Source organism: Bremerella alba (assembly GCF_013618625.1).
Lineage (GTDB): Bacteria > Planctomycetota > Planctomycetia > Pirellulales > Pirellulaceae > Bremerella > Bremerella alba.
On the sequence record NZ_JABRWO010000003.1, the window covers coordinates 36,459 to 57,347 of the forward strand.

The 20,889-nt window shown below is 51.6% G+C and carries 14 protein-coding genes; 8 read left to right on the forward strand and 6 right to left on the reverse strand.

The genetic code is table 11. The features are described from left to right. Positions 1-3: 3 nt before the first annotated feature. Positions 4-669 carry a hypothetical protein gene (locus HOV93_RS05875; RefSeq protein ID WP_207395553.1) on the forward strand — a complete coding sequence of 222 codons (666 nt, stop codon included), beginning with the start codon at positions 4-6 and terminating at the stop codon, positions 667-669. A 76-nt stretch (positions 670-745) separates the two neighbouring features. Then, complete coding sequence (locus HOV93_RS05880; RefSeq protein WP_207395554.1) at positions 746-1,459, forward strand: hypothetical protein; 714 nt, start codon at positions 746-748, stop codon at positions 1,457-1,459. Positions 1,460-1,770: 311 nt separating this feature from the next. Here HOV93_RS05880 and brxL read toward each other — a convergent pair whose 3' ends face one another. From brxL to HOV93_RS05910, 6 genes are all read right to left on the reverse strand, one after another. Continuing rightward, positions 1,771-3,825, reverse strand: a complete 2,055-nt coding sequence (gene brxL, locus HOV93_RS05885) for a BREX system Lon protease-like protein BrxL (RefSeq protein ID WP_207395555.1) — start codon at positions 3,823-3,825, stop codon at positions 1,771-1,773. Continuing rightward, positions 3,826-6,189, reverse strand: coding sequence for a BREX-1 system phosphatase PglZ type B (pglZ, locus tag HOV93_RS05890; RefSeq protein ID WP_207395556.1), 2,364 nt, complete (start codon positions 6,187-6,189; stop codon positions 3,826-3,828). Then, positions 6,186-9,173, reverse strand: a complete 2,988-nt coding sequence (locus HOV93_RS05895) for an Eco57I restriction-modification methylase domain-containing protein (protein WP_207395557.1) — start codon at positions 9,171-9,173, stop codon at positions 6,186-6,188. The genes pglZ and HOV93_RS05895 overlap by 4 nt, the downstream gene beginning before the upstream one ends. A 290-nt stretch (positions 9,174-9,463) precedes the next feature. Further along, the gene (gene brxC / locus HOV93_RS05900) at positions 9,464-12,922 is read right to left on the reverse strand and encodes a BREX system P-loop protein BrxC (protein WP_207395558.1); all 3,459 of its coding nucleotides are present in this window, start codon (positions 12,920-12,922) and stop codon (positions 9,464-9,466) included. After that, the gene (locus HOV93_RS05905) at positions 12,919-13,491 is read right to left on the reverse strand and encodes a BREX protein BrxB domain-containing protein (protein WP_207395559.1); all 573 of its coding nucleotides are present in this window, start codon (positions 13,489-13,491) and stop codon (positions 12,919-12,921) included. The genes brxC and HOV93_RS05905 overlap by 4 nt, the downstream gene beginning before the upstream one ends. Next, complete coding sequence (locus tag HOV93_RS05910) at positions 13,478-14,269, reverse strand: BrxA family protein (RefSeq protein WP_207395560.1); 792 nt, start codon at positions 14,267-14,269, stop codon at positions 13,478-13,480. The genes HOV93_RS05905 and HOV93_RS05910 overlap by 14 nt, the downstream gene beginning before the upstream one ends. Positions 14,270-14,410: 141 nt before the next feature. Between HOV93_RS05910 and HOV93_RS05915 the strand changes: the two genes are divergently transcribed. From HOV93_RS05915 to HOV93_RS05940, 6 genes are all read left to right on the forward strand, one after another. Beyond that, a complete protein-coding gene (locus HOV93_RS05915; RefSeq protein ID WP_207395561.1) occupies positions 14,411-14,758 on the forward strand; it encodes a helix-turn-helix domain-containing protein in 348 nt (115 codons plus the stop codon). A gap of 140 nt (positions 14,759-14,898) precedes the next feature. Further along, a complete protein-coding gene (locus tag HOV93_RS05920; protein ID WP_235989928.1) occupies positions 14,899-16,701 on the forward strand; it encodes an ATP-dependent nuclease in 1,803 nt (600 codons plus the stop codon). Next, complete coding sequence (locus HOV93_RS05925) at positions 16,670-18,565, forward strand: ATP-dependent helicase (protein WP_207395563.1); 1,896 nt, start codon at positions 16,670-16,672, stop codon at positions 18,563-18,565. The genes HOV93_RS05920 and HOV93_RS05925 overlap by 32 nt, the downstream gene beginning before the upstream one ends. 350 nt (positions 18,566-18,915) lie before the next feature. Continuing rightward, positions 18,916-19,818, forward strand: a complete 903-nt coding sequence (locus tag HOV93_RS05930; protein WP_207395564.1) for an ArdC family protein — start codon at positions 18,916-18,918, stop codon at positions 19,816-19,818. Between the two features lie 117 nt (positions 19,819-19,935). Then, complete coding sequence (locus HOV93_RS05935) at positions 19,936-20,556, forward strand: hypothetical protein (RefSeq protein WP_207395565.1); 621 nt, start codon at positions 19,936-19,938, stop codon at positions 20,554-20,556. A gap of 67 nt (positions 20,557-20,623) precedes the next feature. After that, on the forward strand, positions 20,624-20,845 hold the full coding sequence (locus HOV93_RS05940; RefSeq protein WP_207395566.1) for a hypothetical protein: 222 nt from the start codon (positions 20,624-20,626) through the stop codon (positions 20,843-20,845). Positions 20,846-20,889 lie beyond the last annotated feature (44 nt).

The window sequence follows — 20,889 nt, forward strand, 5'->3', positions numbered from 1 at the left end:
GAAATGGATCAGAAAGAGAGAATTAGCAGAACCAGAACGGCACAGCGTACCTGTCGAATTCTCTTTGCCGAGGACAGGATCAACCCGATCAATTTTCAGGGAACGATGCACGTATCGGTTGATTTTGATCTGGCGATGCTTCGAAGAGAACTATCAAGAGGAGCGGCAAACGGACTTGTCGCTCCCCTTTTTTCAAAGGTTGAAAGATCAAAGAGAGGCAAGCGAAGTCACCTGCATTTCTTGTGGCACGATGATCCTGACAAAGCCAAATTTCGTTCTGTCCTAGTCATGCTCCTGAACAAGCAGGGTGTCGAGAGCAAGAGTCTCCGACTCTCAATTTCGAGGATCAAATCCAAGAGAGCAGTCTTTCGGTACTTCTCAAAATCATTCAGCAACTTCGCGACCGAGAAACGAAAAACGTTCACCGTGGGCAACTTTTATACAAAGCCAGCGAAGGAACTTGCGAGTCGAACTCCCAAACAGATATGGGACTCGAAAATCAATCACATTGCGATGGACCCACTCGCACTCGAAGCAATCAGAAATGGACTCGTTGATCGAAAGAATCTTGCCGATCCAAGATGGTTGTCGTTCTGGAAGCGAGTGGGGCGAAAGTCGATTGAAGGAGTCATTGTTCAAGAATTTGGCGATGAGGGAAACTTTTCTTGAAGGTTTCTCTGCTTTAAGAGTTGACGTGCTACCAAGCATTTTCCGAGACATTTGACTGCCGTTGCAACACGAGTAAATGTTGGATCGCAAATCGGCAACATTCTTGTTTGTCAAACCCAAATTCGTTCGTATAACGAAGCAGTCGAAACAACCAAATGCAAACGGCTTGGTTGGATCAAAACAAGAAATCAAAATACTTAGATCAGGAATTCAAATCATGAGTAATGAAGTAAAAAAGATCGATTCAAACCTAGAAGCTCACTCAATATCGATAGAGCTAATCTGGAATTCTGACAACAACAGCATTGGAGAAATCGAAGATCACTACGATACCTTGCGGGAACACTTGCCGGAAAACGAAGCTGAAGGACCGTCTATTTATAGTCATCGGGTTCGAAGCGAAATTCGCGATGCAACGCTTGGTGGAGACGTTTGGCATGGCACGGTCGAAGGCCCTGGTCGGGAATGGAGTGCAATATTAGCCTTCATCGTTTCAATGGGTAGAACCTACGGACAGTTTGTGGCTACGGCATTCAAGACTGACGACAAATCGGATGGCACTCGAATTGAAGGAGTGATAATCCGCGATCAAAAACTGACGAACTTCGTTCTTGAGCATGGCCAGTATTCTGACGAAACCTGTTGCGTTACTTCTGAACTGGAGCCATTGATTACAACTGCAATTTCTCTCGAACAGATTCCCGTCGCTGAGGATGAGAGCATGTTCGCCGACGTGCGTAAAACTCACGAGTGCCAAATCGACGAGTCGTGGGTTAAAGAAGGCTTTTAAGCATTTCACGCACTATGTTTCGCCAACTGTAGAAAACGCATTTTATTGAGGATTTAGAGATGGAGCTTTCAGAGCAACAGCATAGCACCGAATACAAATTGGCACAGAAGTTTATCGCCAGCCAGTTGCTGGGTCAGTATCCGACGATTCGGCACGCTTTAGGCAACTCATGTGCCGCTGATCTTTGGTTGGATAAACCACATTCCCGATTGACGAAATGAAAGGCTTGGAAGCGTGCTGTAGATTGGACCGGATTTAATCGCGGCGACGCAACGAGCGATTCGTCCGTTTCCTTCACTACCAAAATAGCATCAATCCGCAATCGCTTTAATCAGAGCTTCGCGAGCGTCGGTGTAAAACACGACAGTTACTTTCGTCGCCAAATCGTCAGAAAGATCGAAGAGTTGTTTTCGTGCTGAAACTGGCATGAGAACAACGGAAGCACCTTTTTCGACCGCAAGCTCAACAACGTCGATTGCGTTGTGGAGCGGATCAATCGAGCCACCAAGATTGATGCCACCGACGACGACAAGTCCGCCACGCAGGCTTTTGCTGATGAGAGCGGAACACATTGCCAGCAACGCCGCTACTCCCAATGCTCGCCCACCCTTGCTCGCGTCAAACGCTCGAAGCTGAACCGAAAAATCATGCTCTCGTGGGTTACGATCCCCAACCAATTCACCGGCACGGGAATAGAGATTGGCCTCGGCATATTTAACTGATTCTGCGAAGGCTGGAGGAGCCGGTCGATTTAGAATTCTGACGCCGCTGCCAGGTCCTTCCGTGACTTCGATGCGATACAGACCAGAACCTTCATCTTGATCACCTGGGCTTATCGACCAAACTTGCCCTGGCGGTAACGGATCGCGAGCAATGTGGTCTTCGCTCTGAAGTTCTGGCGTGACGACGAATTGCTCGATTCCGTCCGAACCGAGCGTGTAGCTGAACTGAGTGTTGCGAAACTCAGCACTTCCAATTCTTTTCTGTTGTTCCTTGACCCGGCGACGGCATTCCAATGCCAACCGGATCGCCCACTCAAGATCGTCGTCCGACACTTTGTCATCGGGGCAGGGATGAATGAGCTTTAGCAATCCGTTGATTGTTTTGTTGACGGCGTTCTGATCGCGGCCACTGAGGGCACCGCCCCAGGTCACCCGGCCTTGCAGAACTGCCATGCGGTTATGGCTTCGCAGGCGACTCCAGCATTCGCTGAGAAAATCAGAGACGAGACCGAAGTGATTCGTTTTGACCGGCTCACTGATCTTTGGGACATCCCAACCGGGGAGATAGCAGTGGATGCGGTCCATGAAAGCCGTGTCATGTCGCATTTCAGGTGGCATAGGTCCGAATAGATGTCCAATGCGTTGTTGATGTTGCACGTCTACATCAAAGTTGCCAACCATCACGACGCTGCCGTAAGCTCGGATGCTTTCTTTGCCTCGACTGAATTCTCCCGACTCCATGTATCCCTTCATGATGTTGACGCCATCCTTCTGATCGAAGGAAACGCCAGACACTTCGTCGAAGCAGACCACATCGTACTGACATACCAACCCACGCTGTCCGGTGTTGTTGTTCACAAACATCCGAGCAACCGTTGCTTTTCCCCCGGATACCAGATGAGCGTAGGGAGAAATCTGCTGGAACAGATGACTCTTGCCTGTTCCTCGCGGACCAAGTTCGACGAGGTTGTAGTTGTTCTCAACAAACGGCACCATTCGCAGCAACATGGCATCCAAGTTGCGACCCGTAACCTGAGTTGGTTCAAGACCGATACTGCGTAGTAAAAAATGTTTCCAGTCTTCAGTCGATAACTCTCGTCGCCCTTCAAACAGTGCGTCCAGAACGTCACGCTTAGACAGTTGAATTGGCCGCAGAGCGGATACCGTAAATGGTCTTCCGTTCTTTTCCTCCGCGATCACCGCATCGTAGCTGAGGTCGATTTCGGCGTAGAAGCCGCCCGTCAACATTCGCTCGTTGTCATGGACGATCCGGTCGCCAATGCTCACGTCTTTAAGTTGAACGCTCGGAAGAGATGCCAGGAACGAGTTGGTCTTCGTGTCGAGGCGGGCAGAAATGATGTCAATGATTTTGACGGACCCCGACTCTCGGGCACGAGCCTTGAAAAGCTCCTCCTCGCCGCTGCGAACCGCTCGATCTCGAAGCTGTCGCTCAACAATTGCCAGTCCTTCTTGAATTTCCTCTTCGTCGATGCTCGCACAGTAGCGTCCCAGGAGAAACTCGCAGACGTATGTCGGCACCGGGTATTGTCGTGCAAATTGCCGAACGAGGTCCTTTCGGACGATATACCCGTCAAAGGCTCTGGTGGCGATGCGATCTAATTGGTCCAATTCAATGGCAGCCATTTAACCTCCCACCGTCACTAATGACTTGTCGATCACACTACCAGTGGCGTCAAGCAATACCAGAGTTGTAGCACTCCCTTCTCGCGATTCGTCCGTTACGATCAACGACAAAGTGCCATCGGTGCCAATCGCTTTTTCGCCCGCCAAAGACGTGGAAGGATCAGCCGCCTTATCCCGTAAGTCGGCCTTGCAACCATCGAAGGGACCTGAGATTTTGATTCGCACTCGCAGGCCAGCCCACTTAACCGTCTCGAATTTCGCTCCAGCCGTAGGCTGAGTTCCTGCTTTGATCGACAGTTGGGGTACAACGCATTCCTGAAGACTTAGGCCACCGTGACTGTACTCCGCACCTTCCATGAAACAGTCAATGCCGGGCGGGCAAGCAATTCGCACTTGGTCTGCCCAAAACCAGGAAAAGCAGGACAATTCAGTATTTGAGGAATCTTTCACGACTGCACATCGCCGCCAACGTGTTGCCGTCAGGTATTTTGGCAAGTCGGTCTTCGGCAATCCGCCAGGTAGCAAGAGCCAGCCGTGGTCCGTCACAATTCGCACTTCTTGCCAACCAGCCTCAAGCAGCGACTCTACGCGATAGACCAATGTACTGATGAGTTCGGGGATACGGTGTGCCATGCCGCTTCCCTCCTGGTGGCCAGTTTTGTCCAGGTTCCCGAACTCGGCCCATGCTCTACCTGTCGGATCGCCGATTTCGTCAGATTTCAGAATTTGAAAACAGTCATCGAGCATCAGCTTACGAAAACGATCAATCGTCAGCGGCTTTGAACCTTCTTCAACACACGGGCGGAACTCTTCTCCGACCTCGGACCCCGTAATCTTTGATGCGACAGGTGAAACAGCGGGCTTGGCGGTTGGTGTCACCGAGGGAAGGGCGGAAAAATGGTGGTGGCAATCAACCTTTCCGACGTTCGTCTCAAGGGCCTCCTTGAACTTCTGACCCACATCGTAACGCAGCCCGTCCGCAAACAGTACGCAAGTTCCTTTCGGCACATCAGCCAGGCGAGGCACTTCACGATTTGGTAACGGATGCACTTTGGCTCGTTGCTGAAACAGTTCCGCCGAATCTCGAAGCCAGGGGGCATAGACCTTTACTATTGCCACCGTGATCGCGTCACGGTCAGGAGGGCGAGTGACTGAGGCCAGAGCGTCCAACATCGCGGCATCGGTACGCCATCCACCCTTGGTGTAGACTTCAACCATGTCTGCTGTGGTTGCTCCTGCCAGACACTTCTCTGTGGACTCGGACAGTGTGGCAAGGTGCTGGATGGCGAACGCGAGTGGTGAGTGCCCAACTTTTGCCCAAACCCATTTACGTCGAGTCCCATGTTGCTTCTCAAGTTCCAGCAAACTCTTTCGGGCATCGTCCAGACTCGACGAAGACAATTCCGTAAGTGCTGCTCGAAGTCGATCTTCTTCCGCGTCGTTGTCTTGAGGCCACGATTCGACGAGCAAGTGCCCTAACAGATCGCCAGGTTTGGGGGATGGTTTGGCCTTCCGCAAAAGCTCTGCCAATCCCGCGTAACGCGAGGGGGCGACTGCAAACCGTTTCCAGGCCGTCTTCCAAACATTCTTCTCCTGCCTGCCCAACAACTCGGCACCGATCAACTCACCGTCACGGGCCGGATCGAAACCGAAGTCGGCGATACAGCGACTACACAGGATTTCCCAACGACCTGTCTCCCACCGATCTCGCGTCCCTTTCGGATCAGACAGCCACGATAACAAGTCGTCTACGAAATCATCGCTGACCAGCGAATCAAAATAAGTGCTGTTGAGTTCTCCGCTGTTTGCCTTCGATTCAAGGTCGGCTACCGGAACATCCACCAGCTTGACCAAGGCTCGTCGTATGGATTCCGTAGTGGCACGATCCTTGGCGATCTTCAGTTCCAAACCACCGTGATTGGTTTGCAGAAACGCATTGATCGTCCAGTCCTTGCCGTTGTACTGCGACCAGAAGACGCCCCGGTACTGCAATTCAGCAAGTGGCTTGAGGTCGGCGGGGCAGTCCTCCGTTGCACGAATGGTCGCTCGGCTTACACCTGGCAGATAGATGATTGGAACGGTGCCTTCGGCCAGTGAGACGGAAGAAACTCTGCCAGACAAAACACATCGCAGCCAGATGGCGGGACCGCTTCGATTAGTCTGGTCGTAAGGCCCGAAAACAAGAAAATGGGGTAGTACCATTCGCAGTCGAGGAACCAGTTGCTCCCACTCTCGCTTCTCGTCCGGCCAAAGTACGGCGGCAGGCTGCACAACATCGTCGCGATGATAGTCGGCAGCATTCTGAAGTGACAGGAGAATAGCGTCGAATAGGGTGGGGTCCTCTAGGGCTTGGGAGGTGCTCATGCGACCCCCTTCGCTTCACGAGCAGCTTGTTTCTCCGCGTTGGTCAAATGAACGTCATTGACACGCTCACCTTTTGGTGTGTTGCCATCCCAAAACCAAGGAAATTCGTCTTTGGTGCGTTCCGGCTCCTTTCCGCGATCCTTAGTCCACTTGATGTTCGGCGTTTTTCGTAATATGCCCGCTTCTACAAAAGGCCGAATGTTTACTCTAACACCATCGTTGAAGTCAGGATTCCAACCAATTGCTTGTTCATGTAATGGCTTCCATCGAACGAAAATGTCATATGGAGGCTCGCCATCTAGGATTAGCTTGAGTTTCGCCTGAAGCTCTTTGGCAGCGGCCAGCCGAAGGTCCGATCCTGCCTTACCGGATTTTGCATCGCCCTCTTGAGCTTTCAGCCAGTCTCCGAGGTAGGAGTATGTCAAGTTTTCCAACATCTTGTAATTGAGTTTGTGGTAGTTCACCAAGCAAGAGAAGCCGTCTTTGCGACCATCCCAAATGTGCCAAACAAAAGGACGATTCTCAAACACTCGGATATGATCTTCAAAGAAGCGGGTTTGCAGCCAATCCGATAAAGACAAGTTGCTACCAAATCCAGATGAGGCCAACATCGCCCCAACTGTATGTGTATTCCAATCGTCTCCGAAGGCCGACTTAATAGTCATTTCTACAACATCCTTCGCGGTCTTCTTCCCTCTTACGGCTGGAACACAAAGAATCCCATGCTGCTCATCAATTGCTACTTGCCGACACGGCCACCGATAACCAACCGCCGTGCATACTGCAACTTGAAGCGAACAATCACTGTTAGGCAGCACTTCGTCGTAGAGCCATTGTGTAGGATTGGATGAGTGAGGTTCGGGAACTGCATTTTCATTTGCGGCCTCAATCCAATCATCCATGCAAAAGGGAACTTGGTCCAAAGTGCCATTCGTGACTTTCAGAGCTTGGTCAATTGAACGAACAGTCGGTGCAAATTCTTGCGATTTGCAGAACTCCCATATAGCAGGCAAGATGCTAGGATCGTTAGGCATTACGACGGCAACATTCTGGTCGAACGCTTCCCCGACAGATAAGCAGCACGGAAGATTCCCAACGAGTCTCACCAGAACTCCACGCCTACCCCATGTTTCTTCACCACGCAAATACACGCCAGGTTGGATGGGATTCGTCATCGCATCGAGCCACACCACTCCTTCACATCCTCCGAAATCCATCGTGGAATCAACACTGCTCTGCAATCGAACCCATCCTTGAGGGATATGGTCCATTTCCCAAAAGTTTCGACGATAGCGTGGGTCGTCACCTGTGCCGAGACCTTTGTAAGCATGTGCATACTTACCAAGAGATTCATTGTGTGATGTTTCGCCTAGTACGACGCGGGCGTCGGCTTTCTTTGTCAACGACAATTGCGGAGTGGACACGGCACCTGTGTTCTGAAGTGACTGACTTTTAAGCGTTGCAGTTCGCTCATGCGACACATCAATGCCAACGAAATCAAGCGATTGAGTCGGAGGATCAAGCGAAAGGACTACTAAGGCCACATTAACTATCTCACCTGAGATCGTGTCGAATGCCCGTGGCCCAAGTCTGGCCACCAGTCGCCACGATGTATCTCGAAGCAGCTTTTTGCGAAGGTCTCGATAGAGCTTGAGAAATAGCCAGTTTTGTGGAGTGACTAGTGCTGTTGCACCACCTTTAGATGCTAAGCGAAGGGATCGCTCAACAAATGCGGTCGCAAGATCGGCGAGTGCATCGTGATGGTGAGACTCCAGACGATTTCGCAATACCTCGGCTTGATCCCGAAAACCGAGATAAGGGACATTCGTTGCAATCAAGTTGAACGTGCTACTGAGGATATGTGCGGAGGCAGCGATGCCCATCGCTGCAACTCCGATTGCATCTTTGTCGGCGTCGTTCCCCACTCGTTCAGTAGACAACGCAGCTTGCAGCAATGGTCTCAATTCAGAGAACCCTGCTGCGAACAAATCACCAGCTTCCCGACGCGGGTCGATTAGTGAACCCAAGTGTGGTGCTTTTTGAAACAAGTCATACAGTTTGTCCATGCCATTGCGAAGCCGCGAGTCACCATTAGCAAGAGACAACCACTCCTCTTTTCTACCCGCAACTCCTTGGCCAGAACATGCTATGTGTGGTTGAGGGAGGACGCGATAGCCTAGCTGCTCTCCGCTTTCGTCCCTGATTCGCCATGCCGCTAAGGCAAGTGCAAACGCTGCAATCTGAGTGCAGCGAGGATCAAGCTCCAAGCCGAACAGATTGTCGCGTAGTACGGCATCGCAGGCTTCGCTGGCGGAAAGCCCCTCATCGTGCATCCTCAATGGAACGAGGAGATTGAATCCATTCACAATAAAATGTCCGCTTCCGCAACACGGATCAAGCATCGTGAACTCGGCCAAAGTCTTGGGCCAGCCATCAAATGATCCTGCGGCGGGTGATCCATCCTCTCGCCAACGAAGATACGGCATTTCAACCGGACATTGTTCTGGGGGAATGCCTGCTCCACCCGGAGGCCCTGTAATTCCTTCCTTTGCACACCACCATGCACCGATGGTGTTTTGCAAAAGGAACTGCACCATGTAATCTTCTGTGAAAAGCTGCGTCACTGCGGGGAGCGTGTCACCGTCAATCTTCTCTCCGCTGTCGTTGACCTTTTTTTTCCGTTTGGTCTGCCAGAACTGGTAAACCCACCCCAGGCTATCGTCCGCGAGAAAGGTCTCACTCGGCAGGCTCGCAAGAAGTTTCTCCAGTGCCAAACGATGTTCAGGGGCGAATTCGATTTCCAGAAGAACATCGTCAGTTCGGAAGACCTGGGGTAGCATGGTGCTGGCGTACCGAGCCGCCAACACAAAGCCGTTCGTCGCCCCTTCTGAAGCCGCCAGTTCTTCGCACTCCTCCAAGCTGACCGCCACGCCATCCGGGTGCATGAGCAGATGGTTCTCGGCCAGGAACTGAGCGAAGAGCATTCGATGCCAGTATTCGTAGGCAAGCTCTTGCGTCAGATGGTCAATCGTCTGTGTCTTGTTGGATTTACGAACGTCACCAACCTGACGACCACGGGCACGGAGACGATTCCGTAGCTCTCGTTCCGCAGGCGTGAAGTGGCTGTACGGTTCAACAGCATCGACCGCCCGCTTCTGCAACGCGGAACGTGCCGCTTCTTCCGCCTTCTCGCGGGCCTTTTGGCAAACGGTATCGAGGTCGGATCGAAGTTTGGATTCAAGTGCTGGCATGAGAAGTCACCTATGTCGTTATGTCAAACAATGACCGGACCATCTTTCAGTTTCGCTTTTATTGCCTCTTCCGCAGAGACCAGCCATGTTTTCAAATCGTCGCCATTCTTGATCGTGCCACCCGGCAACGACACATGCTGTGCCTTGGGTTCCAGCAGTTTCGCAGCGGCATTAACGGCCTTGGTGAATCGAGTTGGCAAAGCATCGCTGAGTGCCTTCATTTCACTGAGCTTCGTTTGCCGAAGCGTCTCCAAAATCTCTTCCGTTGTACCAATGGCGACGTTGGGCACTTGCCTGACACTGTTCGCAGACAACAGGTCGTACCGTTGCTCAGCAGTTAGCTGCTGCCAAGTAGGAGAATCGTCCAGGTCGGTAAGACCTTGTTCATGGCTCGCAGTACAAGCCGCATGAGCTTGGTTGACTTCTTCTCGCAACGCGTCAGTCAGCTTTGAGACAAGGCCAGGTACAGGATCGGGATCAACCAGAAGGCTGCGGTTCTCTTGGATTGCGTCAACATCGGGTTGGACTTCTGCGGCCACTGGCAGATCAATGGAATTGTCGAGCAACGCCGTCAGTTGTTTCCACTTCGGTAGACGCTTGAGAATCACGTCACGTTGAGACTGCCAGTCCGCAATCTCTTGCTCCAATTGACTCTTGTTTTCGTGGATCGCCATCAACTGGTCATTGCCGACTCGATTGCTTAGGTCGGTCAAGTGGGCAGTGCTTGGTTGCTTGGGAAGCGGGGCGTCTCCACCAGACTCTTCTGCCAGCTTGACCATCCTGTTCAGAAACTTGAGAGCATCAATTGATTCGTTGTTGGGCGTCGTGTTGAGGCCAACCTTCTTGAAGAGGCCGCGAAGTGCAATTAACTGCACTTTGGACAACGTCACAGTTTCAACGCGGAACTCAGCGGTCGTGATATTCTTCTGGTCGAGCTTGCCTTTGACGACAAGCTCACTTCCGATGCGTGCCTGCAACTGCCCCCCGGTGTGAAGGACAACCAGTGCGGCGTCGATGGCGTCCTGGGGCCAACCATATTGTGGATTGCCAAAGTTCCGCCGCACTTCGGTTCCCTTTTTGCCGGTCCCGACAAAATCGAGAACCGCCTTGCAAACGGGGTGAGCATCGGGATCACCTTTATGACCCACAGCCGCCAAGGCATCGCCATCACCCTTCTTGGCACGCTCAAATGCTTTGTGCCAATCGGGAGAGTCCGCAAGGTGAAATTGTGGATAGAGGCGATCTAAACACGACTTCGCTGCATCCTCAACCTTTGAGGTAAGCAAAAGTCCGTTGACTTGCTCTCCGCCTGCCAAGTACACGGAGGCTTCATCGAGCAACTCGAAAACCAGGTCATTACGATGCTTGAGGGCTTGAGTATGCCGCGTCTCCATCGACTTCTTCGCGTCCAAGCCTTCATCACTGCTTGGCGTTCCCTTGATCTCCAACGTCTTTTCAGCCGCGTAATAATTGGCAATCGACTGCTTAATCGCTTCGGCTTTGTCGCTACGCGGAATAAATCCATAAACGATTGCAGCTTCGTCACCGGCAGTACGAGCATCGGCGAGGACGGTCTTCTCTTCGACTTCCCAACCATCACGAATCCAAACGGGAATCTCGCCTCCATCGGTGGAAGGAGCGTCGGGACCAAAGTGCAATGCGAACTTGCGAGTTTCCTTGCTGACACCGTGGGCGAGTTTCGATTTCTTGAGAATCTCGCTGCAATGCGTCTTGAGAAGTTGGGATCGCTCGCTCGCCAATTTTCCTGAGTCTGTCAGCAGTTTGTTGCGAGCTTCCTGGAAGGCTTGGTTCCACTCTGCACCTTCACGGGTTTGCATCCGATATTCGTCTTCCACCTGCATCACTGCACCGGACGCGACGAGCTTCTCCAGGAGTTCTGGAACTTTCTTGCGAAGTTCGGCACTGCTGACGTTCAGGTCCGTGACCAACAAGTCTGCAAGGGTGTCGGGGTTCGCTCGAATTCCAGCATCGGCAGGGCCTTCGTGCGGAAGTTGGCCAACCAGGAAGATCAATGCACAAAGTTGATACCGCAGGTCGCCGTCATCTTCCTGCTTCTGCTTGGCAATCGTCTCGGATATTTCTTGTAGCAGAACGCCTGATTGCAGCATCTTGCTTTTGATTGACGAATCATAAATGAACGCTCCACTCACAACGGTACCGAGATCGTAGTCGGCGGTCTTGAGAACGGCGTCGTAAACGATCCACAGTTGATTGCGTAGTTGGGCACCCGTTCCTGCTTTGTCTACGGCCCGAAGTACCCTTTCCCAAAATCGGCGACGAGTCGGAAGGATTGGATAGTCCTGGACGATCAACTGTCGGTCACGGGTCGTGCTGGCGATCTTCGTGTTGGAAAGTTGCCGCTCAATTTCGCCACTGTGATCTTCGAGTAGTTTCTTGACGGTTTCGACCGAAGAAGGTTTCTTCTTCAGGACGACCTCCCGTGTGACCTGTTCCACGTCCGTATCTTGTAGCTCTACAGTAACCGGGAAGTCACCTTGGAGTTTTTGGAGCAACGGCGTGCCGTTCAGGGCGTTCTGCCCGGTGGCGACGACCATCAACGAGGCCCCCATCTTCGACGTGAACTGCCTTTGCAGGATGTCGATCTCGTAACCTCGTTCAACGCTGTCGCCAATATACTGCTGAACCTCATCGAGGACGATGAGCGTGCATGGCAGCTTGCCATCGCGGGTGAGTGCCTGCTTCGTCTTGGCGACCATTTCGTCAATGGTAACGTCATCCTTTTCAGGGAACTGCTTTTCCAGCAGCATCTTCACTTCGGCGGAAGAGTTCGCAAAATCGGGTCGGACTGCGAGGATTGCTTTCGCCATCACATCGGACACGTACAAGTTCGCCAGTTCGAGATCGAAATCTCGTCCGGCGTTCTTCACTTGTTCGCGGACGGCCTCTTCCAAACCTTCATGCCGAAGCCACATCACGAAATTAGCACTAGCGAAGTGTTCGGGCAGTCCCACCGACCGAAAGACGATGCTGAGTACCTCCAAGCGAACGCTGTCACCGGCTCCTGCTCCAAGAGTTCCACCAGCAGCGTGCAATCCACCCATCCGTTTTGCTTGGGTCGATAACTCTTTGAGAAGGTCCTTGATATTCGTGGGCACGTTCTTTGGCAGCCCGCGAGCCTTGGAGCCATCGGGAAACTCGAAGTCGATCCATAGGTGCTGAAGCATCTTCACCAAATGGCTTTTACCGGAGCCAAAGAATCCGCTGACCCAAACTCCAGGCTGCTCCGCCTTGTCCAGATGACCGAGATAAGTGCTGAGAATACGAGTCATTCCCTCCGCGTATTGCCCATCGCAGACGAATTTCGTTAACTCGAACCGAAGCGTGTCGAGCCAGCGAGTCTTGCCTTCGGGGTCTGATTCCGGGGCATTAACTTTGGCGACACCCTGGTTGAGCAGCGTGTTTACGCGAGGGTCTTCATCGTAAATCTCTCGGTTTTTCATCGTCGCAATTCCCCTTCGGTGGAAGTGATTGGAACCGCGTGGTAATTCCAACCGTCGCGGGCATCGAGTAGTCGGTAGTTGTCCTGTTCGTACACGCCGGGAAAGAAGACCAGCAGTCGCCCCCGGATGTTGTTCTCAAACAGTGGTAGTATCTCGGAAATGCGGAGGAACCCGAACAAGGACGCGACTCCATAAACCGCGACGACTGTGTTCTCGGCTGGCTCGACCGCTCGCAGGGCATCGGTCAATTGACTGGCAACCGACTTCTTGAACGCCGCCATTGGAGCCGTGCCAAGCCTTGTTGGTGACTCAAAATAACTTTCTGCGTAGTCGGAATACGGCGGGCTACAAAGCCAATCCGCGAAAGCATCCGTAAAGTCAATCGCGTGCCACTGGTGTCCAGCTTGCTCCGTCGCCTCTTTGAAAAGACCGAGTCGGAACCTAAGTTTTCGCTCATCTTCCTTGTCGTAAACGGCCATCCAGACTCGCTGCGGTCCTGCGACATGCTCGTCCCAGGGCAGGCTACATATCCGCTGGTAGTTTTTGCGGAGGACATCAATCCTGCTCATATGCGGCCCTTTCCTCTTGCGATCTCAGGAGGCCGGGGAAAGTGATTTCCACGACGCTGCCAGCCGCCTTGTAGTTCAACCAGCCTTGTCGCGATGCTTCAGCCACCAAATCAGTAACGTCCGATGAAGGGCGATCCAGCATCCGTGTCCATAGGGAGTCCAGGAGCATCTTTCCCCGGAGACCACAAAGATAACCGAGCAGCACTGCGAATGCCGCAACGACAGGAGTGACCACAGGCCGTGCCCGCTGCTTCTTGATCTTGCCGGTGAGGATGCCCGCTTGTGTCCAGGTTGAGGCGAGGTTTTGGGACGTGGACTTGAGTGTGGTGTCACGATACCGGCCTGGAAACTTCTCGCGAAGCCAAACGGCGATCTCGCGAGCGTTGACATCCTGGCCTGATGGCTCCAGAAGAATTGTGGGAGTCATGTCGCGGAGTAGCGGGTCCCGTGCCACGGCAACTAGAAAGGCAAGCATTGGGCGTCCAGCACTATCCGCATTCCAGAAGTGACGGAGCAGTCGAAATACCGTGCAAGACGGATCGGTTGCGTAGAGTTCGGAGAGCCGCTTGGCGGAACGCTGACGTGTGGTTTGAGTCGGCTTTCCGAGGATGTTGTCATCAACAATGGCTGCCCCATAAACGTCGGCCCCGGCGTTTGGATTAACTTTCTCCATCACGATGGACAGTTCTTCGAACATCATCGTCCGGCTGGTATGGACGCTGGATGCTCCATTACGAAAACCAAGGGCTAGAGGGAAATAGCTTTGAACTCCGTCCACGACAACTGAACCTAACAAGCTGGGCTTCTTTAAATGGACTCATTTGCAGAATCTCGACAACGTCTCTGATTGTTGACCAAGTTGTACCACTACCGTACAGTGTGCGGAAGGTACCGACAATCCAGGGTAAAGGACGAAGCAATGCGATTCGGCAATCGGGTTCGTGAACTTCGGCAGATGCGTGGATTGACGCAACAAAAATTGGCGGAACGGCTGTCGGTTAGCCTCTCTTACGTGTCAAAAGTTGAGAACGAACGATTGAACGCGGGGGAATATCCGAGTGAGAAGTTCGTCCACCGACTCGCGGACGTACTTGAATGCGACGAAGACGAGTTGCTTTTGTTGACGGACAGAGTCCCCAAGAAGATTCGTCAGCGAATCCAACAAAAACCAGAAGTCTTCCGCCGCATTGCGGCGATGGACGACCGCTCCATCGATGCGTTGCTAAATTCACTTAAACGAACGAGGCCTGAAGCGAATCGCAAATAGAGCACAGTTTACCAAGACCGAGCGAACCCAGCAGAATCGTTGACGGTCCTGATACCACATGATTCGGTTTATTTACGAAGCAGGAACGTCATCACATGGCAACGACGGAGACTAGCGAAAAGCCCTGCACAAGTGGCGTCATGATATCGTGCGTTCGTATTTCGAACTTTCGGTGCCTCCGTGAAGTTGAAGTAGTGCTGACGCCGTCCACCGTTTTGATTGGCGAAAACAACGCCGGTAAGACCAGTTTTCTCGACGCAATCTACGCGGTTGTGGGTAGCGGCCCACGACATCTGAGCGAGGATGATGTCTATCTTGCTGCCAGCGAGTTGAAGCCACCAATCGAACGAAGCATAACGGTTGACCTTCTCATCATTCCCGCTGATGAACACGGTGTTCGCATCGATGTGTTCCCTGAGGGTAGCCCTTGGCTTCAACTCTGGGGGAATGGAATCGTCCAAGACGACGAGGATCGCGATTTTGTCGCGATTCGAATGACAATGTCCTGGGATCAAATCAAAGGCGATTACTTCACTCAACGGCGTTTTTTAAAAGAGTGGAAAGAGTCGCTCGCCGAGATGCTTGAAGCGGAAGTTGCACAACAGATTACTCAAGTAACCGCCGCTCAAACTGCTCCGTTGTCAATGTACTTTCTCGATGCCAAACGCGATGCAGCCGAGGAAATGAAGACGCGTGGATCAGTATGGAATCGCTTGGTTTCAAACCACGGACTATCTAATGAAGACGTTGAAACCATTGAGAAACAACTGAATGCGATCAACGAATTATTGGTGAATAAGAGCGGCGTGCTTTCGCACGTTCAAGAGCACCTTCATCGAGTGAGTGACGTTGTCAACTGCAATGAAGAAGACATATCGGTAAATCCGGTCGCTCGGCGACTGAGAGATTTGAGCCGAGGAATGGATGTCGTTTTGGCGACGAAGGGAGCACCGCAATTTCCATTATCACGACACGGGATGGGAACGAGAAGCCTTACCAGTGTTCTGCTCTTTCGGGCGTACATGTCCTGGCGGCAAAAGCAACAGGCTACCGACGCATTGCACCCATTCGTCGCAGTGGAAGAACCCGAAGCCCACCTTCACCCGCAAGCCCAAAGGTCGTTGTTTCAACTTCTCGTTAATCTTCCTGGGCAAAAACTGATTAGCACTCACTCGCCATACGTTTGCTCTCAAGCTGATATTCAGTCCTTCGTCCACTTTTTTAAGCATGGGCACGAAACAAAAGTGTCACGGTTTTATCGACCGGGCGACACTACGCTCAGCAAGGATGACTTGAGGGCTATCAATCGTCGTGTCATGAACACTCGCGGAGACCTATTATTTAGTCGGTGCGTTGTATTTTTTGAAGGTGAGACCGAGGAACAGGCACTTCCTCGATTTGCCGAACTGTATTGGAAAAGACATCCAAACGAGGTTGGTATTTCCTTCATATCGGTCGGCGGAGCCGGTAACTATTTGCCGTTTCTTCGACTTGTTACAAGCTTCAATATTCCCTGGGTAATCTTTTCTGATGGGGAACCAAATGCGATCAGGGATTTGAATGTTGCTCTCAAGAAATCTGGACATCCACAGTGTGACGCGAATGATCGTTGCGTGATATTGCCAAGTGGAATGTGTTTTGAGCAATATCTAACGACTCCAAAGTCATTGCCCGCACTACGTGAACTGGTTTTTCAAGTTATCGTCGAGACAACTGGGATGACGCACCAAACGGCAATCTCAAAACTCCGCGACACCTGCGAAAGAAAAACCGAAGCAGAAATTCTTACTGAAATGAGTAACAGTAAGACCGCCTATGGTGCTCGTGTTGCAGACGCGTTCAAAAATATTGAGCTTCCAGAGGAGCAAATTCCGGCCATGCTAAAAGCGGCATTCGATTTAGCATTGCCGATTGCCGCGAAGCTCGACGGAGAACTGGAATAGAATGACAATTCGATTAACTGAATCACAACAGACTGTGGTGAATCACGACGAAGGTGCATTGCTTGTAGTCGCTGGACCGGGTTCAGGCAAGACTCGCGTACTTACGGAACGAGTCCGCCGACTCCTGAAACAGGAAGGCGAGCACTTCCGCGTGCTGGCACTTACATTTACAAACAAAGCCGCCAATGAAATGGCTGATCGTTTAGCCGGTATTCCTGGTGTTGATGAACGGGCCTTTATCGGCACTATGCATAGCTTTTGCACCGAGGTACTCGCCAATCGGGGCAAATCAGTCGGCGTAAATGGACTACCGAACATCTTTGACTCATACCAAGATCGAAAGCAGGTCTTGCTAGACGCGGTCCGCCAACACAGTGACCTAAAACGCGAACTTGAAAATGCTGGCGACAGCAGGAGCCAATCAAGAAAAGTTGATCAATGGCTCAAGCGAATCGGCGAACTAAAGAATGAACTCGTTGTTCCAGAAATGGTGGAAGACGAGCGATTTGCGAGACTTTACGCAGAATATGACAATCAACTTCGTGCGTCAAACGCGTTGGACTTCGATGATCTGTTGCTTTTGACCTACAGGCTCTTTGAAGAGCGACCCAAGATTGCTGCTTTCTACCGGCGGCAGTATCGCTATATCTCGATTGACGAGGCTCAAGACCTTAACGAGGCACAATATCGCGTTTTGTGTGCTCTATGTGGCACTGAGTATTTCAACATCATGATGGTGGGTGATCCGAAGCAAGCCATTTTTATGTGGAACGGTGCTCACCCAAAGTATCTCGAACTTTTCGAGTCTGATTTCTCTGCTAAGAGAGTTGAACTTCAAGAGAACTTTCGCAGTTCGGCGGCGGTGGTTGCGGCGGCTCGTAAACTCAATGATGACTACAGTGTTGAAGGCGTACTGCCCGTTGAAGGAGTCGTACAGGTCGACGAATGCGAGGACGAGGAAGACGAAGCAAAGTTCATCCTGACCACTATCCAAGAACTTTGTGAACATGGCCACCCAGATGTTGAGGGGGAGATCACACTCGAAAAGTGTGCCGTTATCGGAAGAAACAAGTTTGTCTTTGGTGCATTGCAATCTGCGTTCGAAGAATCCGATGTCAAGTTTTACAAGAAGTTGAGCGGTACGGCAGTTCAGAGCGAATCCGATGTGATTGCCGAACTTGAACTTGCTCTTCGATTGCTCGCGAACCCTTTGGACCGACTGCATCTAGGAATGCTTGCCAAGCGGATAGGAGTCACACATTCAATTCAAGAGATTTACGGAAACGCATCCCTGAGAGAACTGACTGGAAAACAGTTGCTCACGCAATTGAAGAGTCTCTCAGGCACGTCCATCTCGCTGGTATTTACAATTCTTGAGTCACTCGGAATTGAAGGCGAGGCGTTCAACTTCCAAAAGGCATTGTCGAGAATCGAAGAGTTGGCGGTTAGTTTTCCAACTGAACAACGAGCATTGGTTCTTCAAGACCTTGGCGAATGGAAAAAACATTGGAATGCGTATTTGCGATCTGAATCTGGAGGAGCACACAACATATCCAGTTTCCTCAGTCAAATTGCACTGGGAACAACCCAGCAACCAAACGAAGATGGTGTTGCCTTGCTAACGGTCCATGCGTCCAAAGGCATGGAGTTTGATGTCGTATTCCTCATATCAATGAATGAAGGCACGTTCCCTGACTACCGTGCCAAAGGAGCCTCACTCGACGAAGAACAGAGAAACGCATTTGTAGCGGTCACACGGTCGAAAAGACTGCTGTATGTCACCTACCCGAACGTGCGGCTGATGCCGTGGGGAGACTTCAAGCAACAAGATCGTTCGCGGTTCGTGGACAAGATTCTTGAGTAGTTCAACAACAAACCAACAGTGACTTTTCTGGACTACTACTGAATTCAAAGCTTTCGATATCGCGTTGCAACTTCACGTGTAGCAGGTTCACGCTGGTCCGTATCAGGCGTTGCCAGCGAATTGGAGTGCTTCGATAACTTGGCTTGGAAAAACGTTTGGTCATCAACAATCGAAATCTACGTTCATCACTGCGACGACCCATCAAAGCGTGAAACGACGATACTCATTGGATTGAGATCGCCTTCCTAATCCATCAACTTATCTTTTGTTGCAACTATGCAACTCGCCTTATGTCTCCTTGGACCAAGGTCGCCAACCATCGGCAACCTCAACCACTCAGGAGACACACGATGGCAAAGTCCGCCAAACAAATTCAAGAAGACATCACCAACAAGATCATCGAGTCGCTCAAGCAAGGCACGATTCCGTGGCGGAAACCGTGGACGACTTCGCCGAACTGCGGAGCACCCACGAACCTCGTGAGCGGAAAGCGTTACAGAGGTATTAATCCACTGCTCTTGGAATTGCATCGCCATGAGAACGACTTCCGTAGCAAGTGGTACGCAACATGGAACCAGTGGCGGGACCTTGGTGCCAACGTGATGCGGCGTCCGAACGACGTAGCACCGGGTGAGTGGGGTGCGGGAATCATTTTCTACGCCCCAATCAAACGGACTAAGGAAGACCCTCGGACCGGTGAGGAGGTCGAAGTCAATTTCCCGATGATGAAGCAGTACAGCGTGTTCAATGCTGAACAAGTTGAATTGCCCGAAAATCTGCAACACTTGGCTGATGTTGAACCAGAATCGAAGAACGGTGAGTTCATCGACTTCGCTCCTGCTGAAGCAGCGATTCGGGCAACTGGTGCAACAATCATGTGTGGTGGCGACAGGTGCTTCTACTCCCCGTCAACGGACCACATCCAGATGGTGAAGAAACATCGATTTGAGTTCGAAAAGGAGTTCTATGCCGCACTACTTCACGAACTGAGTCACTGGAGCGAGAAACGATGTGACTGGACCGGCAACTACGCCGAAGGTGAGCTTCGGGCTGAAATGGCGGCAGCGTTCATGTGTGCCGAATTGGATATCCCAAACAGCGATGATCTGACCAACGTCAAAGCATATTTGCAGAATTGGTTGTCCGCTTTGGACAATGATCCGAAGTTTATATTCAAGGCGTCAACCGCTGCAAGCAAAGCCGCCGATTTCGTGCTGAGTTTCAGTCGGCAAGAAGAACCGGTTGCGGTGTAGTCCGTGACCAATGGAGAGCCAGCGATCTCGTGTCGCTGGCTCTTTGCATTTGTGTTCGAAACATCGGACCAACCTTGATCTCTGTAACGGCAACCGCCCCTCAACGGAGACAAGAAAATGACGACGGCAACACTGACAGACAGCGAAGTTTTGGACCTCGCCAATGAACTGGCGGGCAATTGGAAGCGGATGGATTCCTTCGCTTGGTTTCGGGAAAGCGAGATCGATGACAGTGATCATTGGGCAATCATCTACACGCATCATCGAGAGTCAGGATTGCTGGACGGCAGCAATGCTGGTGTGATCGGCAAGGCGATGATGCCGTTCACTGAGAGAGATGATGACGATCCCGATGTGGTAATGGAAACACACAGTCACTTTGCCGTTGGCTGGATCGCTGGATTTTCAATTCGATGCTTGGACCCAGCGGGCAAGGTGACCGAAGCATTCAAGCGATACGCCGAACTGAACGAGGCGATGGACCAATATCCGATTCTCGATGAGGAGGATTACTCGAATCGGGAATACGAAGCGACTGTTGAAAACATTGTCGATGCTGCAAGGTCACTCGATGACGAATTCGAGTTGCCTGATGACTGGCAATACGAAGTCTATTCGTGGTTGTCAGACAATGATTCCGGTGAACTTGAAAGCACGAGCGACCAGGGCGGCTACCCATCCGAGGAAGCGATGCGACGGGCAATGAATGCACTTTTCGAACGAACCAACAACGAGTAGTTGGACCAATTCACAGGAACGCCGACCAATTTCGGTCGGCGTTAATACTGCGAGAGGAGAGCCAGCCATGAGAACGCTGAAGAAAGCGATTCGAAACAATCGTCGCCACTACAAATACGAACGAATGCTTCGACGCATTCGACTGAACATCTTCGAATACGAAGACCAGGGCAAGCTCGAAAAGGCTCAACGTATCATCGCCAACTGTAATATGATTTGCGGACCACGATGGGAACAGAGGACGAAGCGATATCAAGACCGATATTTGCATCAGCAATGGGATAGCTGATGACTACATTCAAATCGACGCGAACAATCACGCAGAAAGGAAAA